General features: G+C 39.1%; 19 protein-coding genes. 11 read left to right on the forward strand and 8 right to left on the reverse strand.

The genetic code is table 11. From position 1 onward, the window contains the following. Positions 1 to 110: 110 nt before the first annotated feature. The 4 genes from DYY65_RS01465 to DYY65_RS01480 all read right to left on the reverse strand — a co-directional run bounded on the left by DYY65_RS01465 (position 111) and on the right by DYY65_RS01480 (position 3,441). Positions 111 to 317 (reverse strand): hypothetical protein, encoded by a 207-nt coding sequence (locus tag DYY65_RS01465; RefSeq protein ID WP_162476222.1) that lies wholly within the window; start codon positions 315 to 317, stop codon positions 111 to 113. A gap of 153 nt (positions 318 to 470) precedes the next feature. Continuing rightward, positions 471 to 839 carry a hypothetical protein gene (locus tag DYY65_RS01470; RefSeq protein ID WP_162476223.1) on the reverse strand — a complete coding sequence of 123 codons (369 nt, stop codon included), beginning with the start codon at positions 837 to 839 and terminating at the stop codon, positions 471 to 473. 625 nt (positions 840 to 1,464) lie between these two features. Continuing rightward, positions 1,465 to 1,869 (reverse strand): hypothetical protein, encoded by a 405-nt coding sequence (locus DYY65_RS01475; RefSeq protein ID WP_236561595.1) that lies wholly within the window; start codon positions 1,867 to 1,869, stop codon positions 1,465 to 1,467. 390 nt (positions 1,870 to 2,259) lie between these two features. After that, on the reverse strand, positions 2,260 to 3,441 hold the full coding sequence (locus tag DYY65_RS01480) for a low temperature requirement protein A (protein ID WP_162476225.1): 1,182 nt from the start codon (positions 3,439 to 3,441) through the stop codon (positions 2,260 to 2,262). 797 nt (positions 3,442 to 4,238) lie between these two features. Here DYY65_RS01480 and DYY65_RS01485 point away from each other — a divergent pair. Next, positions 4,239 to 4,712: an acyl-CoA thioesterase gene (locus tag DYY65_RS01485; RefSeq protein ID WP_162476226.1), complete on the forward strand. Its 474-nt coding sequence runs from the start codon at positions 4,239 to 4,241 to the stop codon at positions 4,710 to 4,712. A 383-nt stretch (positions 4,713 to 5,095) separates the two neighbouring features. Next, positions 5,096 to 5,599: a hypothetical protein gene (locus DYY65_RS01490; protein WP_236561596.1), complete on the forward strand. Its 504-nt coding sequence runs from the start codon at positions 5,096 to 5,098 to the stop codon at positions 5,597 to 5,599. On the opposite strand, the gene DYY65_RS01495 is transcribed toward DYY65_RS01490, so the two are convergent. Then, positions 5,577 to 6,698: a DDE-type integrase/transposase/recombinase gene (locus DYY65_RS01495; RefSeq protein ID WP_162476228.1), complete on the reverse strand. Its 1,122-nt coding sequence runs from the start codon at positions 6,696 to 6,698 to the stop codon at positions 5,577 to 5,579. The two genes, DYY65_RS01490 and DYY65_RS01495, sit on opposite strands and share 23 nt — an antisense overlap. 85 nt (positions 6,699 to 6,783) lie before the next feature. On the opposite strand from DYY65_RS01495, the gene DYY65_RS01500 reads away from it, so the two are divergent. From DYY65_RS01500 to DYY65_RS01520, 5 genes are all read left to right on the forward strand, one after another. Continuing rightward, entirely contained in the window at positions 6,784 to 6,948 is a 165-nt protein-coding gene (locus DYY65_RS01500) for a hypothetical protein (protein WP_162476229.1), read from the forward strand. Further along, complete coding sequence (locus tag DYY65_RS01505; RefSeq protein ID WP_162476230.1) at positions 6,945 to 7,316, forward strand: hypothetical protein; 372 nt, start codon at positions 6,945 to 6,947, stop codon at positions 7,314 to 7,316. Before DYY65_RS01500 ends, DYY65_RS01505 begins: the two co-directional genes overlap by 4 nt. Positions 7,317 to 7,357: 41 nt before the next feature. Continuing rightward, a complete protein-coding gene (locus tag DYY65_RS01510; RefSeq protein WP_162476231.1) occupies positions 7,358 to 7,588 on the forward strand; it encodes a hypothetical protein in 231 nt (76 codons plus the stop codon). 298 nt (positions 7,589 to 7,886) lie between these two features. Beyond that, positions 7,887 to 9,065: a multicopper oxidase domain-containing protein gene (locus DYY65_RS01515; RefSeq protein ID WP_162476232.1), complete on the forward strand. Its 1,179-nt coding sequence runs from the start codon at positions 7,887 to 7,889 to the stop codon at positions 9,063 to 9,065. A gap of 8 nt (positions 9,066 to 9,073) precedes the next feature. After that, positions 9,074 to 9,712 carry a hypothetical protein gene (locus DYY65_RS01520; RefSeq protein ID WP_162476233.1) on the forward strand — a complete coding sequence of 213 codons (639 nt, stop codon included), beginning with the start codon at positions 9,074 to 9,076 and terminating at the stop codon, positions 9,710 to 9,712. A gap of 353 nt (positions 9,713 to 10,065) precedes the next feature. On the opposite strand, the gene DYY65_RS01525 is transcribed toward DYY65_RS01520, so the two are convergent. Next, positions 10,066 to 10,299: a hypothetical protein gene (locus DYY65_RS01525; protein WP_162476234.1), complete on the reverse strand. Its 234-nt coding sequence runs from the start codon at positions 10,297 to 10,299 to the stop codon at positions 10,066 to 10,068. Positions 10,300 to 11,144: 845 nt separating this feature from the next. Beyond that, positions 11,145 to 11,504, reverse strand: a complete 360-nt coding sequence (locus tag DYY65_RS01530; protein WP_162476235.1) for a DUF3467 domain-containing protein — start codon at positions 11,502 to 11,504, stop codon at positions 11,145 to 11,147. Positions 11,505 to 12,016: 512 nt separating this feature from the next. On the opposite strand from DYY65_RS01530, the gene DYY65_RS01535 reads away from it, so the two are divergent. Together DYY65_RS01535 and DYY65_RS01540 are read left to right on the forward strand one after the other, a co-directional pair. After that, positions 12,017 to 13,102, forward strand: coding sequence for a polysaccharide deacetylase family protein (locus DYY65_RS01535; RefSeq protein WP_162476236.1), 1,086 nt, complete (start codon positions 12,017 to 12,019; stop codon positions 13,100 to 13,102). A gap of 214 nt (positions 13,103 to 13,316) precedes the next feature. Beyond that, complete coding sequence (locus tag DYY65_RS01540) at positions 13,317 to 14,186, forward strand: hypothetical protein (RefSeq protein WP_162476237.1); 870 nt, start codon at positions 13,317 to 13,319, stop codon at positions 14,184 to 14,186. A 16-nt stretch (positions 14,187 to 14,202) separates the two neighbouring features. Here the strand turns inward: DYY65_RS01540 and DYY65_RS01545 are convergent, their stop codons facing one another. Continuing rightward, positions 14,203 to 14,730 (reverse strand): pyridoxamine 5'-phosphate oxidase family protein, encoded by a 528-nt coding sequence (locus DYY65_RS01545; protein WP_201449254.1) that lies wholly within the window; start codon positions 14,728 to 14,730, stop codon positions 14,203 to 14,205. 1,175 nt (positions 14,731 to 15,905) lie between these two features. Between DYY65_RS01545 and DYY65_RS01555 the strand changes: the two genes are divergently transcribed. Together DYY65_RS01555 and DYY65_RS01560 are read left to right on the forward strand one after the other, a co-directional pair. Continuing rightward, positions 15,906 to 16,346, forward strand: a complete 441-nt coding sequence (locus DYY65_RS01555) for a hypothetical protein (RefSeq protein WP_162476239.1) — start codon at positions 15,906 to 15,908, stop codon at positions 16,344 to 16,346. A 528-nt stretch (positions 16,347 to 16,874) separates the two neighbouring features. Continuing rightward, positions 16,875 to 17,237 (forward strand): hypothetical protein, encoded by a 363-nt coding sequence (locus DYY65_RS01560; RefSeq protein ID WP_162476240.1) that lies wholly within the window; start codon positions 16,875 to 16,877, stop codon positions 17,235 to 17,237. Positions 17,238 to 17,262 lie beyond the last annotated feature (25 nt).

Genomic DNA, 17,262 nt, shown 5'->3' on the forward strand with positions numbered 1-17,262 from the left:
ATTAGGCAAAAAGTACCTCAGACTATTTGTTCAATGTAACTCATTTCTACGAATATAAAAAAAAATGAAGGTTATTTCTTGCTCCACAATTCGCGACTTCAAGTAATATCCTACTTCTTTGTCATATTAGCGCCGGCGCCACTAGTCATATTGCCTGCGCCACTAGTCATATTGCCTGCGGCCCCTGTGGCATTCTTCGCCATACCACCAGCGGTTGCGTTCTGAGCATGTGCTGGATTGAAGACACCAGAAGCCACTGTTACGAACGCTGTCAGCAATAGTGCAGCTGCGATCGCAAAAGTTATCTGTTTGTACATTGCAATGGCTACAACAAAAAACTATTTATGGGTTTCAACTGCGTATGTTTAATGCGACAGTTAAAACGCAAGGCCAAGGTACGTCATAGGCTCTAAATTTTGTGTACATATGCCAAAGCTGAACCAAGTTCTCTCGCGAGCTAAAATTAAATCTTAATGAAGGTTGAACGCCTGTATTAGAAACTGGAACTGACTAGCGGTCTCTATGGAATTCATATTGATGAATTCTCCACACCCCGTAGGCTGTGCTAACAAGCCCAATCCGAAGATAACTTTAGATAAAGACATTCCGTGATGAAGGGCATCTAGACCTAATGACAATCCATTACTTATACACGACATAGTGGTTTGACCAGCCGAAGTCAAAGTGCCGTTAGAGTTTGTAAGGTCGCTACAAGGCTGAAGTAGGATATACATTTGGCTCACATCGTTGCAAAGAGTATTCCAATCAATACCTGAAGGCGCAGTTTTATTACCTGAAAATAATGTGCCCTGTGCGAAAGCAACTGAAACAGAGGACATGACTGAGAACGTCATCATAAAACAGGTGAATAGAACTACAAAGATGGGTTTGATCATATTTGCTGCTACGCGATAAACTTAACCTCGCTTTATTTATAAGGTTACTATTTTGAAATTCCGAGCATGTAAATCATAAGAGATGGCATCAGCCTGAACAACCACACTTCTCCTTTCTTACTTCTTTCTTACATTACATAACTATCAAAAAAGCAAGTTTTGCTATTTTTAGATCCCGTAGGGAAAATTGATTTCAATGGCTTGCCTCTCCCTATATAAAAATTGTTTTAGGGGTTTCATTGCCAGTTTAGACTGTGACACGCTGAATTTGCATATATTCAAATTGTGTTACTTTATCCCCTAGTCTTGCTACCGGACAAATGGAGAAACAAGGAGCAGAAAATCCTCCGATACTTCATTGAGTCTCAAGAACTCATTCAACCAATCAGTCATAAACTCGAAGCTTGCGATAATGTGTTTTGTCTAACTTCCAAAGCACATCTAATTCATGCTATTGTTCGCTAACATTTTCCAAAAGGGGTTTTTGCCAACCACCAGATATCACAACGATAAGCGGTTGCTCATTTGCTGCTATTTCAAAGTAAGTGACATTCGTTGTAGTATAAAGTCAAGGAACTTCCACCAGAATACCAGGAGGAGGGTTCAATGTGTTTTTCTTTGGGCTTGTGTTAATGGTGTGTGTTTCAACGTTAGTTGGATTGTGGGTCGCTGTACCGGGGGCGGTGACGCCAGCAATCTGTTGCTGCGAATAACAGCCATCTACGACCTGAATTGTGGGCGGATCCAAGTGTGTCTTAGTTATACAACTGTAGAATTTTGAGATTTGTTTGTCTAACTCAGCATTCCCCGTATTTACTTGTTCTTGGATGACAGGGCCTGAATGACTTGACGGGGCACGGTTTGTTGGTGAGAGTACCGTAGAAGCTGCCCACGCTGCATTCCCTGAGGCACTTGCTAACATTACTGCCAAACTAATGGACGATACCAGAATCAATAGTGCAATACCAGTCATATTATATTACTGTCGCAACTATACTCCTTATCCTTATAGGCGTTAAGAACACTTAGATAGGTTTATGAATACTATATATTGTTATACAAATTAGTTACCGCCCTTTGTTTTTGATGAACATCCAAATTTAATTTTGAATATTAAACCTATGACTCGGTTGACAGGTAATTTGCATATATAGTATGACTACTAGACAGCATTAATGAAACGGACGAACCTTTCATACTGTATAATTGATTGCTGCTTTCTGAGTCTTTTCATTGTAGCGCGAAAATTTATGAATTCAGAATCGAAAGATGGGCTTAGATGACCTACAGGATTAAATGAAACTGAATATCGAGCTTATTATCTGTTATTTTCAAAGAAATGAAAATCATAAGTCAGCATCTTCTATAGCCTAAATAGACGATGATGTGGGTGACGTCTAATATCGAGAATTACTTGACCACCGCATGCGATAGCCATTGCAGACATAAGATATACTGGCAGCAAATCATGTTCGACCATTGCCATAGCGATAACAGCCGATGCTGCTACTAAGGCATATAACGACATCGAACCCAAAAATACTGTCGACGTGAATTTGGTTTTTTCCGAAGTAATGTTTATTGTTCCTAATGCCCCAACGCAAAGTGCTACTGAGATGCACATCCATTTATCCGAGTCCGGCAGGGCTTGGTACTGGTTACTCAATACAGAATGCTCGATAGCTACACCTAGCGCTGTGAATCCAATAAGGAGAGGCAAATGTATGTAAAGCCAACAAATGTAAACTCCTACTTTTTTCTGATTATAAAAAGCTCTGACCTCAGAGCCATCAACGCTATCAAAATAAATCCACCATAGACTAAAGGCGATTCCCAATCCAAGGGCTGTATCCAGAATCGATTGGAATGTCCAATTATGCTCAGAAATTCCGTCGACGATTGCTAGGATGGAAATGCCTAGAACTATAATCGTGAATGTGCCAAACCTTTCTGGTAGGTGATAAATATTCGGAGCAAAGCCGCTAGATGTCCGCATTGTAAATACTGTTGGAGTAACAACATCTATTGCTAAGCCTACTATCCACAATATGAATCGCATTGGAGCTGGAACAAAAGCAGATGCTAGCCAAATCGAAGCCGCAATAGAAAATCCTATAGAATAAGGTCTGACGATTGTGCGAGTCGAAGGTATATGTTTACCAGTACGTAAATATTCGATAACAAGAATGCCACGAATTGCCGCATATGACACAGCAAATCCTGTTGAATTTTTGTCTAACCCGCCAGGCACACATACAGCCATAAATGCCGCGGCGGCTATTTGTAATAAAGTCAATAACCTATGTCCCAGATCGTCTGTTTCAAACCTGGAGCTATAGAACGTCACTCCTATCCAAGACCACCACACCGGTATGAATAGTGCAACAAACCCAAGAAATCCATAAACGGACACACTATGGTTCAGGTTAGTATAAAGCTGAAAAACAACGATCGCTACTATCAAATCATAGAAGTTTTCAAGCCACGACGAATGGCGTTCCTTCTCAATGTTCTCCAAAGGTGATATTAGAACATCGATTAGCATACATTTACTTATAAGTCTATAAGGCAGCAGCTATAGTTAATATTTTTAACACTTCCATATGGGTACAGATATCTCTGCAAAATAACCGCGTCTAGATAATATCACCCTGTGAAGCAGAATGTAAATTCGGTCATCAAGAATGTAATTCTGGATTCCGACTTACCATCGCGCTTCCATTCCAAAGTCACCCCGACAAGAGGGGAGATCGAATTTCAAAGGATTAAATATTAATATCTTCTAAAGAGGTCAGGCAATGAAGCTGAGGCGTGATCACATTTTTCTGATAGTACTGATCGTTGCAACATTAATCATAGTAGAACTTTCTCCTTACCTGATCCCGCATTAGTTATGATACTTGTTCTGATACAGTAACCGAAAATGATTTAGACTAGGTCGCATCGCTGTGTTTCATTAGAGGATCTAAAAGAAAGTATATGAACGAATTTGGCACTTCGGACAGAGATTAGCGTTATCCTCTTGTCATGAGAACGAGTCTTGAATAAATCGAAATAGATTCTTATTGTATATAGTAAGGAATTATCCTCTAGATAAACAAGGGCAATTTGTTATATATTGATGAATTAAAAGTAACTCTAATAGCCTACCAATGTTGACATGTGACTATTTGGACGCCTCACCCCGCTACCTATTTCTGTATTTCACACGTGGGGCTTCCAAATAGAATCTAGTTTTTCTTTCTATTAGACGGCTGTAATATCCGTTAACTATCTATTTGCTGACGTTGTTTTTACATTTACTTAATAAATAATTGGATACCCATTATCGATCATATGGATATGAGTAAAGATTCACTCCGCGGCAAGCATTCCAACGACTCAAAATCAGAAACAACTATCATGATGCTCCCGTCGGATGCAAATCCCAAAGGTAACGTCTTTGGAGGCGTAATACTTAAGCATATTGATCTTATTGCTGGTCTCGTTGCTAAGCGGCATGCTGGTCATGCAAACGTGGTGACCGCCAGTATTGACAGAGTGGCTTTTCTTAAGCCCGTTTTTATTGGCAATGCGCTGATTCTTTCTGCACGCCTTAATTATGTTAAACGATCTTCAATGGAAGTTGAAGTAATTATAATGGCAGATGATTTAGACTCGGGTGAAAGGACATTAACAGGAACTGCCTTTGTGACTGTGGTTGCTCTGGATGATGCCGGGAAGCCTGTAAAAGTTACGCCTCTGATTTTGAGGACAGAAGATGACAGAAGAAGATTTCTTGAGGGTGAATCAAGAATGAATGCTAGGTTGAAGTAGGTATAGACTGGCAGATCAAATCTGACTCAGATTTTCTAAAAATAAGTCGAGTTAATATAAAGTGCTAGTAGTTGCCAGGACATCGGTATTTGGTCGAAATGATTATAGTAGTTTAATTCACTGCCAATCTTACACCTGCGCTGACCGCACTAGATAAAATTCTATCTTTTGGTTGGGCTTTGATCACTTTGCTCTTTTAGATATTCTAAGTATGTCTACTAAAAGAACGGGATAATCAGAATAATCTTCCAGTATATTTTTGTTTTCCAAGCTATTTATTGCTTTAAAATGTATTCAATTTCAGGTTCTGTATACTTCTCGTCGGATTGATGTTCTAGAATATCTGTATGCGATTGTCGGACAAAAGGATAAAGCTTTGATAGATGATGTCATTTTTAGTGTATCATTCTACAGCCATAATATTGATTATATTAATAGGGCTGTCCGCAATTGCTTGGTTTATGTTCGACATTCTTGGAGCATCGATAACCATCGCTACCTCGATAATTGCTATCGGAGTAGGATTGGGCGTCGTCGTTTGGGATGGATTTAGAAGGCAAAGACAATCTTTGGAAAAAACATACGCGGCAATGGATGTCATGAATAAATATTTGGGGAACACCTCAAAAGCTGGCATTTACGAAAAAATTGCTATGTTAAACGGCTACATAAACAATGTGTCAGATTGGAAGGATTCTAAGATTATTACAAATAAAATTTGTTTCGATATAGAAGCACTATGGCATTTAAAATCCACAATAGGTGACAACGAAATTGCGGAATTATCCGCGGCCATTAATTCGCTGACGAAGGCGATGAAATCGAAGACCTTCGAAGAAGACGCAGACAGAATAGAACATAAATCTAAACCGCTTTTTTCGAGCTAGCGTTCTCAATTACGGTCTTCCATTTATTCTCTCCTTCAATTATAATACCGCACTTCTCAGCAGGTGTTTTCCCTTTCAAAGCTTCATGTTGTCTGAAATAATTATGGTATATCTGATAACCCGCTAGAACAGGAGTATCTGTCTTCTTTAATCCTCTCATGGTCTTTTCTCTATCGCGCACCTCACCATTCATTCTTTCCATCTTGTTGTTGTTATGGTCGCCTTGCAAACGAATATGAGCGATATGTCGTGTCCTTGGATTGCTGATTGTGAAAAATTCCTTTTTGAATGCGTCAGCAAAATTTGGCGCGCCATCTGTTATCATCGTGTTTGGTCTTTTTCCTGCAATTTCTTTCGCGTCTTTAAACAATGGCTGAATGTTGGATGTATATTTTGTATCTGCCACTTGCTGCGCAATCCAGAATCTTGTTTGGTCATCCATAAGAGCGAATAAATATTTTGGGTTGCCTCTGATTTTCAAATACAATTCGTCTGCTCTCCATGCGTCTGACACATTCGGTTTGATTTGCTCTAAATACCGCGCCATGAGTGTCACGTACTTCTTTATCCATTTGTAGATGGTATTGTGATTTATTTTTAGACCCTGTAATTTCAAGAATTTTTGTACATTGCGGAGAGATTCGCCCGTGAAATATAATTGGAGAGCAGATGTTATTGTCTGCGGGCTTGATTTCATTTTCTCAAATCCAAAATTGATTGTGAAATAATGATTACAATTTCGGCAATTGTATTTCTGAATATCACCATATTTGTTATGGCGCAATCCATCTTTTACAATGTTTGAGGAATTGCAATAGATACAAGTCGTTGTGGTCAGCGGCGCGATTCTTGCTACCTCTACCTCTCTATGTAATGCAAATGAAATTTCAACCGCGAAAATATGCTTACATTTCACACCACGAAATTTGTGGTCAGGACATGAACAAATCCATCCTAAATCGGTTGAGCAAACATCGTAGTCGCCATTGCCCTTTTGGGATTTTACGACATATTTTAATTCGCTAATTCTTTTTATAGCGCCATCGATGTTAGCAATGACCAATCCTGCTTGCTGCCGATTTATAGCTGTTTTGTTCATGCCAGTATACCATTAATGGTATGTTATCCCTAGCTATAAATGTTTACCAATACCGTTATATGGGTGTATACCGATCATGGTATATATGGTTAAGCGAGAACCAACATCAATCAATGTTGATCCACAATTGTGGAAGGATGCTAAAATAGAAGCCATAAAGAGGGGGATTACCGTCACCGATTTATTCGAGGAATCGCTTCGGAAGGAATTGGGAAAAATCAAGAGGTTATCGGAGGTGAAAGGAAAATGAGCGAAGACCCTAATTTCAAAATAAATTTTCAGAATAAAAATGTTGAACCCGAATATAGAGTGTCTAGCATGCCTGATATGAGTATCCTGCCTGCTGATTTTGTCAAGGCGTTTATCGACGGGTCGAGCAAATTATGTACGCTTGTGTTCTTTAGGCGTCATATTGTTGCCAAAGAGGGTAAGAATGAAATGCAATTGGGAGGAATAAATGACGAGGCATTCTTGCAGGTAAAAATTCCTTTTGGAACCATAATGGGTTTAGCATTGTATGTCACCCAGCATTTTAAGGAAATGCAGAATCCTGCTTGGGTTGAGGCCAATTTTGGCCCTATGTCTATAACACAAACACAAACCCCACAACCAAAATGAGCAATACATTACGATGTCCGAAATGTGAATTGCGTTTCATAATGGGCGAGACGCATGAATGCCCATTAGAAGGTGCAACCCATTTTGGTTGTGTGTCAATAAGCGGAGGATTATACATAGATTGTGTAATGACCATCACCCCTAACCATTATGAGGCCAAAAGAATTAAACCTCTTCCAATACCATTTTATTTGAGACCGTCCGACGACCGCATACAGCCCACCAAAAACCGCTCATCCGACGAAGAGGCGTACAGAACCCAATTTCACTAATTATATATAATAAGGTTTTCTAAAAAAAGTAGACTTTAACTGAGAGTTTCTTAAATATCTTGGCAATTTTTTACTAGTGTTATTACATATTACAGGTAACATAAAAACTACCTAGATATCTCCAGTGAACTCGTTCTTCAGTTTTACTTTTCTAGTCAAGGACAGAAATTGAATTTGATAATCGTTGTGATTAAGATAAACCTTCTGAGCAGAAGATCTAGAAAATTCATTTAACTAGAAATTTCTAACTATTGTATGTACTAGTACGTTTTTATTACGATCATTTATGCGTTGACAGATGTTTAGCCCATTTTCGAAATCTTTCTTTACCACGCTTGCCATCGCATTGTTGTTGTCAAGTTCAGCTGTAATTGGTTCTTTTATGGCGGCAATATCAGCCTATGCATTTCCAGGCTTGTTTCCATCACAATCCAGCTCGCCATACACTGAACAGATTGCTGAATACGACAAAGAAAAGAATTGTGCAATGGATCAACACACGCCAACAACATATATGACATACCTCACTCATTTCTCCTGTGGCCACGTTACTGTTCTTAACAACGGTACCACCCTCAGACGATTCACGCTTGTTATAGATGATTATCATGGAACTGGCAAAAATATTCCAATCACAAAAGAAGGGCTACAATTTCCAGCTTGGACCTTTAATGGAAGCGTACCCGGCCCAACGTTGCGTGTGACAGAAGGCGATCATGTCATAGTTGACGTCATAAACAGTAAAGATAGCAACCTTACTCACAGTTGGCACGTCCACAGCATCCATTCTGGATCAGTAGACGGAGTTATGGGGACCAGCGGAATGATTTTCCCAGGTCAGGATTTCAAATATACCTTCGTTGCTAGGCCTTATGGCATTTACCCATATCACTGTCATATGGAACCTGTAGAGACCCATATAAATAGGGGTCTGTACGGCATGATGATAATTGATCCCGCCTTTAAGGAAAGACGGACCCCTGCGACAGAATTTGTTATGCTGATGAACGGATATAGTTATGATGATCTAAATAATACTATCGGCGGAGGAGGTTGGGTAGCAGGCCAGGGACCGCCGACTCCTCAGCAAATGGCTAATCCGGTCGAAAGAGCACATGTGATGAGTGAAAGTGAACCAGGTAACCAGGTATATTCGGTCAATGGCATGGCATTTGGTTACACAGACAGGGATGAGATCCATCTGAAGGTAGGACAACCTGTACGAATTTACTTGGTCAATATGCTTGAATTTGACCCACTCAATAATTTCCATTTGCATGGTGATATGTTTTATTACATACCCATTGGAACGAATGAGAAACCTACAATGTACACAGATATCGTTCAAATGATGCAAGGAGATCGAGGTATCTTGCAATTTACATACCATAACCCAGGCGAGTTCATGTTCCACGCACATAAAAACGAGTTCACTAGGCTAGGATGGATGGGCTTCTTTAATGTAACAAAGAGTTAACACAAAAGATGATGATTGGGGAAACTCAACTTCATTTTATTAGCTCTGTAGTTATCTTACTAGCCGCTGCGATTCCTATTTATCTTACTATTAAACTAAATAGCGAATTAAGAAGACTAACTGCAATTCTCTCAATTTTTATATTTATACATGCTATTTATCAAATTGTGAGTTTTTTTGGTTTTGACATTTTAGCAGACGGCATATTCGAGCCGCTCTCTGCTGCAGTATTACTATTTTTTGGATTTACTTACTATGGTCAAGCCAAGCCAAAAAAAGATACGAGTATAAGAAATATGGTTGTGATATGGAGTCCTGCAACTCTACTTCTCTTTATGAATAGCATTACTATAATTCTACTCTTTGCATCCTTGGGCTTATTCGTATGGATAGCAGCAACACAATCAAAAAAGATCAGAAGTTTTCAATTCCAACTGTCTATATTCATAATGATTTGGGTAGCAGGAGACTTGCTTAGTGTACTCAATAACGACGGAATTGTCTTACTCCCATTTCTCCAGTACATTGGGCAGGTGGTACACGTCATATCACTTCTTTTCTTTAGCGTCATGTTGTGGCTAAGATATTACTATTCTGATAGGAGCAATATGAGAATAGTTGAGTCCACCAATGCTTCACTTGCATAAATCAATGGTAAAACTGTATTACTTTGCGACAATCAAGTGTATAGTTATTATAATACCATTTTTTGACATTTGATTTTGACGACAATTTTTTTCGTCAAGTCGGTTTGTTGCTTTTCTGAAAATTTATGCCAAATTCAAAATGGAATCATGACATAATCTATACTACAGATCAAAATCCAGCAAATAAAAATTTCGAATGAATAGTGGCACTAATGAAATGGCAGTTTGATGCCTTTTGTCGCTGATCGTTATTAACTAAATTGGGTTCTATTATTGGCTGAACTTGATAACTGCCACAAAACAATAAAATGGTGGAATGTTGTTTTCTGAACTTTCCTTAGCCATCTTACGATTTAGTACCCGGGACTAGAAGCTTGTGGAGATGACGCACCAGACGCACCAGAGGAGGAGCCCATAGGACCGGCCGAAGTACTATTACTTGCTGTTGCGTTTCCTCCAGCCGTGCTGTTACCAGGAGCAGCACTTTGTGCAAATATATGTGAGGTAGCAAAAGGTAACGATGCTATCACACCCACAGCTAGGACCGCCACTGCGAATAGACTCGCGAATTTAACTATCTTTTCCATAAATACCGGTACCTAATTCAGTTTATTTATAGATTGTTACAACGATTTTTATAGTATGAATATTCCATAAATTTCGATCTTTTATAAGATTTTTAAATTGCTAACCGCAAGAGCACCTTTCTCAATATTTGTGGGTGATCCTTAAGTTACCTTTTCCCATTTAGGGCATTAAATGAATTTGTTACTATAGCCAGTAACTAATATATAGTTGGATGGCAAATATATATGGAGCATAGTCAACCACGAGAATACATCTTAGGGGGAATGGGCTCACATCCCCCATTTTGAAATGCTGCTAATTGGCATTCAAGCTAATTTCTAATCAATTCAAAATTATGTGCATTAATAGTGATGGTCAATTTATTATTGATACCCCTTTTTCGGAATACAAAAGTCCTCGTGCCTCATGCCGAAAACTCCGCAACTTATCCTTAAAATCCAGCGTGACAAGCGAATATCAACGATAGAACCTCATTATTAGAAAGATTGTAGATAGTCAAATCAAATTAATTCACATTAATAAAAAGCAAAAGGTCTGAAAGGTTAGACACGTTGGACGCCTGATAGTTCGGCAACTGAATGAAACGAACTATACCTTTAATCAGGCGCCCTCTTATGTGTGTGGCATTACTAATATTATATTTTGTGATGAAACCGTGAGTCTATCTCATCCGGCGAAGATACCTTACTAGTGCTACTATGTTCCTGATAAGGTACGATTGATTAACTCACAAATAGGTCAGGAATACAGAATCATAATTTCATATCGTATTAGTGTATCATTAGAGAATTAGATTAAAGGTATCCTTCAAGCTACCAGCCATGCAGGAGGGTTGGTTCAACCTTCATTGGTAAACCCCTTTGTTCTGTTTCTCTTTTTCCTGTTCGAGATTCTGCTGTTGTATTTCCTCAGCTGACGGGATATGTCCAAACTGTCGTTCAAATGCGTTGACCTGCGCAGTCAACCACTGAACTATTGACTTAGCCTGGAATGGGTCTATTATAAGCCTACATTCAATCGTCCTGTTAACCTTAGGTGGTGCAATCATATTCGGTGACGCAAGTGCTTCTCCTACTTCAAACTGTTCTGAGTACACTATTACTTCAAAGTGCATGCCAAGCGGCATGCCATAGACTCCGCCCACGTTAATCGTTCTAAAATTAGCATGTTCTCGTACTTCAATTTCAGGGGTTTTACTGCTCATTTGCGCTGATATGTCTCCTACCTATATGATTCTTGTTAGTTTGAGCGTTGTACCAGTTCCAATAGACAAATGGCTAATAGACATATGCATTAGGTTTCATTCACCAGAGGATGAGCAGACCTGAAGTACGGTTAATTACGTTTCAGCTTGCCTAAAAGGAGTGTAGAGCAGCCATTACAGTTCATGCAAGCAAACTATACAGGATTTGAAGCAGACGAAGCCAGTTAATATATAGCCTATAACGGCCATGACTTTAGGTGTGCAGTTATAATGATCTACAAGCAATTTCACACTAATTTAGATTAAGTAATTATCAAAACTTATGGAGTGAGTATATTCATTATCTTACTGACTACTTCCAATTTGATAGTATTCCTTCGCTGTAGGAGTAGAGAAGTGCATTCGACGAACAAACCATATTACTTTTATATGGAATTGAAGCCTCTACACCGATTGAGAAAAGGAATTACAGGCGCGTCAATTAACTAAAATCAGCCATTGGTGAATATTGTTTGAACTTAGATACTGGGTTTAAATCTATAAGATTAACGCTCTTGTGCGTCCTCGTCGCATTGGTTTTGCTTGCACCATTTTCAGTTCCGTTGGCTGAGAGCAAGTCATCTCACCATAGCAAATCATCTATCACGCATGGTGAAAGTGCTGCATCGCCAGGGGTTCAGGGAAATAGCGGAATTAGCGACGGTGCTAGTCCAGTCACGGGAAATAATAACAGTAAGGTAATAATGATCAACTTTGATGACTCATACAAAACTCAGGTATTATATGCAAAGCCAATTTTGGACCAATATGGTTTCAAAGCCACTTTCTTTGAGGTCTGTGGATGGGTAGACAAAAATGGGGAAAGACAAACCTGGCAAGATGTAGCTGGATTGCTGCACGACGGTAATGAGATTGCTTCTCATACAATGACCCACGCTCATTTGAATGGTGTGTCAACTAGCAAATTGTACTTTGAACTCGGCGGTGCGAAGGAATGCTTTGTAAAACATGGTTACCCTGTGCCTCTTTTCGGGTATCCGGACAATTTAGGGTCAGGAAATAAAACAGTCGTCAACGTAGTATCCAAATATTATTACATGGCAAGATCGGGGAGTGATCCTCTTATGTTCTTGGACTGCAAGGGATACCAAAAACATCCTCAAGCAAATTGCACAACATTTTCACCAGATGGTTCATTAAACTACGTCAACATATATGACATAAGAAGTCAAAGTTTCGACCATATACATAGCAACACTGAACTCTCACAACCTCAGCTATTTCAGCAGTTCGTTCAAAGAGTCAATAGTCAAATCCCCTACAACAAAAATGGAGTAATAAATGCAATCCCGATAATAACGTTTCATAATCTCACTTATAGTAATAGCGTATACAATCAATTGCCTTCAACGATAATGGTGCCCTTGTTTGCACAGATGATGAAGTATTTGCATGACAATGGATTTAAAACGCTAACCATGGATCAACTTGGTTATGACTCTACAAAAAACGTCTTCTATGTCAAGAACACGCCATCACAATCACTTAGTAACATCAAACCAGCACCAACTCCGTCTACATCTAGGCTATCCTTTTAGACTCGGGTCTGGCCCGTTTATACAGACATCTGGAATCAATAACCTGTTTATAAAAGCAAGTTCGATCTAATCGTTACTAACAAACATGAAAACCGAGCATTTTACTAATGCTTCCATTATTTTTACACCAGCTTTTGATGAAAGTATATGAGACAAATATCAACAAAATATAACCCACCATTTTTTGGACTGTCGAATTAAAGCCCTTTCGATAATGAAACAACTTCTAACGACTATAGTCTTTACTACTATTCTAGTATTAATTATGGCAAATGACAGATTGCTAATAGAAGCTTCTGCACAAACAGATAACAATGGTATACTGGAAAACCTGTTGAACAATTCAACCACAACCCCCGTCACTCCCCAACAACAGGGGCCGGTGAAAACCATACAAACAGAAAATAAGTCTACAATTCGAGTCAGTCCAAGCGTAAATAATACTGTTGGAGCAGGATTTGGCAGAAATACCGTCGTTCCAAATCAAACTCCTGAAAATATCACTGCTACTATAAATTCTGTTATGAGTCCAAAGGCTTTGCTGTCTTCCGCAATTGACCAAATACGGAACAGCACTTCAAAGAGCCTCAAGAGTAGTCCTCAAACGACTGGTGGAATGACCGATGTGATTTTAAATACAGGAGTTATGCAATTGGCAAACCAGAATATCCCGTCAAAGGATTTTATTCTCATTTATTTCGGAGATAGAACCGTCGTTAATAGTGGCAATATATACGCCAAGCTGCCGTGTAGTAATAAATCCCAGTCCGTCTTGCAAATTCTTGTTAACAACAAATCCTATCCGCTTCTCCCAATAAATGCATTGTCTAGGCCGGGCTCAACATGTATGTATAGTGTAGATTTGTCAAATAGCCAAAACATCACTGCCCCTCTTATGAGTTCGGTGAATAATTCAAACACTCAGGCACAATTGAATTCTACAAGCCAGTATTCTAAAAATCTAAATAGCACCGCAATTCAACTTTTTAATCCTACAAGCCATCCTGTGATCCTTCCTAGTACTTCAAGCGTTGCAATATCATTGCAACTCATTTACCACAAGGAATTGGGGAAGGGACGCTGAAATATCGTAAAGTAAATCAGTTTAATCCCCAACTCGCTTTGGATCTTGGGATAATTTTTACGAATGGTGCCTCACCTTCCTTCCAGGGGTCATTTCTAACCCAGTTGAACCTGCTGTCGAATAGCTTGTATAGTTTTACGAATTCATTTCCTCTTTCAACAAACTCGACCACGCCTTGAATTATCACTGCCTTATTGTTTATTGACGAGCCATAAGAATCAATAATAATTCCTATGTTCCTATTTTGCTCGAGGTTTCTATATTTTCTAGTATTATAGTCAGTTGCAAAGAATATGAAATGGTCTATGTAGCAGTAATTGACTGTTGTAACATGAGGGATATCATTGTGTGAGGTAGCGACCCTGCACACCTCATTCTGCTCAAGGAAGGATTCTTCGCTTCGTTTCAGATTTATACCCGAAGTGCCTTCGGCCAAACTAACTATGCAATCATGAGATGGGATAAAAATGTTTGGTAAGATACCCCAAGACATAGGAGGAGCATATCCATCATGAACATCATCTTGGGTGGACGTAATATACAATAGCGCCCCTCATGAAACTCAAAGCAGCAAAGGTGATTATAAGAAAATATACGTCAAAGTGGAACATTGATTTTTATCAATTCACTACTAGAAGCCCACATGTACTCGGCAAGAGTCACTTGTCACACTACTGTGATAGGTAGGGGATATATGTCAGGTGGACTGAGTGTGACTAGCGTGCCTTATGTCACAGGTCCCTTGGAATAGTACAGCGTGGCTATTCAAAACTACTAGTTATGATTTTACATCTTTTATACAAAATGAACCCCGTTTTAAGTTCTACATCAAGCTTCAGCAGATAAGATCTGGCATTGAGCCAGAATTTTCTTAGTTAAAGAACTATTGCGCACTTCATCTGATTGTTCTTTTCATTGAAAAGATAGAACTGGTTTGTCGCTCTTCTAGCGTTTGCCTCATGGCATATTAAGTGGCATAAACGGCAAGATTCTCATTTTCAGCTTGAATTGTATCGAGCGACCCTAGCACTTTAATACATGCCAAAAAAACTACCTCTGGCTATCGAGCTTATTTTAGTTCATTTTGATAGCGTCATGTCCCCCTCAAAAGCAAGCATGAGTGCTCCCATTTCTTAAAAACATCCGGCTATAAATGTACGAGGCACATGGAACCGATCGGCTCGTTAACGTTTACTGGTCATGTTCCAAGTACGGCCATGAGCATGAAATGAAAGTCGTCTGAACTATTAAGGCTCACGAAAGAATATCCTGATTAATGGATGCTTGCAACAATGTTAAAAAACGCAATTAACTTATGGGCTCAGACCAGGTGACTGCTGACTTTGTGCCGATGACAGGAGTACCTTTGACTTGGCAATTTCCCTCCTCGCCCTTAACTTGGCCTTATACTTAAGATTACGGGGCTTTGTTCTTAGTCTGTAGCCACAGCATGGGCACCAGAGTCCATCCCATTTAAGGAATATTTCGCAGACCTGACATCGTTTTTGTCCGGTAGAATATCGCCCGCTGCCTACAGGTTTGGACGCCTTATGGCGGATACAGATACCTTTGCATGTCATTATTATCAGCCGATGCGTTAACCATAGTTTTTATATTATTTAAGTAAATAGCTTGCAAAAAGTTTAAGATCCTGATAAAGTTACCATATGTGGAAAAAATGGTTAATATTAGGCCTTTTCCTTTTCCAATCAGGAAGCAATGGAAGAACGCGATTTCTTTGAGGAAGTCTGTTTAATTTCATTGTATGCTACCAAGGCTGTAAAATTCACTGCTGTAGTCGACTCTAATGGAGGCATAGTTGTCGGAAAGTTTAGAAAAGGGCATACTTTTCAAGGTTTTCTAAAAGCGAATAGCGGTTTTGAACCATCTAGACCAGCTCTCTTGTTTTACACAGAGACGGTTGTACCTTTGCTCAATAATATGGCTTCTCATTGCTGGGTAGACTGGTCAACAAACAAAGCGCATTTTGAAATTGTCGAGATAAAATATCAGGAGGGTTCAGGAGGCGATATGTTACTGGCTGCAACACCACTTACGCAGACGAAGGATAAATTTCTATGCATATATTTACAATTGCCCAGAACTCCCCCTGAAAAACACCAACAGATAATATCAAAGCTTTGCGATGCTATAAAATAATATCACACAACAAAAAGTATGATACTACAATCAGTGGCGGTCCCTTTCCTAAGTTAGTTTAATAAAAAAGCATTTGTTATCTTAGATTACTTTATTGGAGGGTCGATGTATTTTCTAGACCATAGAAATACTATTAGAGAGAAATGAATCTGGGAGCTAATAAATTCCCGCGCGTTGGGTTTCAAATCTACGTCACGGATCCGGTTGACTTATGCTAATGACGACGATAATTTTATGGAGTTTTTTTCAATAGCTTATGTACCAAGCTTAGGATTCTAGTGGTAATTACCTTTTTTTGATGAATCGGCGACAACTTTTTGCAGCAATTGCAAATATCTTTATGTCAAGATTGGATTTCGCGGATGCTGGAATTAACAGCAGCTAGAGTCTACTATAATGTTGTGCTATAGTAGCTTTTGCTATACTAAACTGTTTTAACTTATGGTTGATACGTAGAAAGACTTTGTTGAATGTAACATAATATTTCTGCGAACCAGTTATCATTACCATTGTTGAAGAAGCTGCAAATTGGAAGAAGCTATTAACAGAAAGGAGTTACATAAGGTATGCAAAGAAGCTTTGACATTTAACAAACGCGTTATATTCGCTGCCATAATGGATTCGAGCGGAAGGATTATAGTTGGCGCACGGAGCGCCTATTCTAAGCGTTGCGATGAAAACGGTTGTAAAGGCTTAATATTCTATCAGGATCATCTTCTTCCTGTTCTAACAAGTATGACTGGCTATGGTGGCCACAGCAGTACGAATAAGGTGTGTCCAAAAATCCAGTCCCAAATGTTGAAAGTGGGTCTCAGGAACAGGATATCTGTCGCACATTTGCATGGAAATTCAAACAGCTGTCAGTTCCTAGTAGTATACTGGAATGTATAGATTTGCTTCTCATCTGCCTACTCTT

This window comes from Nitrososphaera sp. AFS (assembly GCF_009898475.1).
In the GTDB taxonomy this organism is placed as follows: Archaea; Thermoproteota; Nitrososphaeria; order Nitrososphaerales; family Nitrososphaeraceae; genus Nitrosopolaris.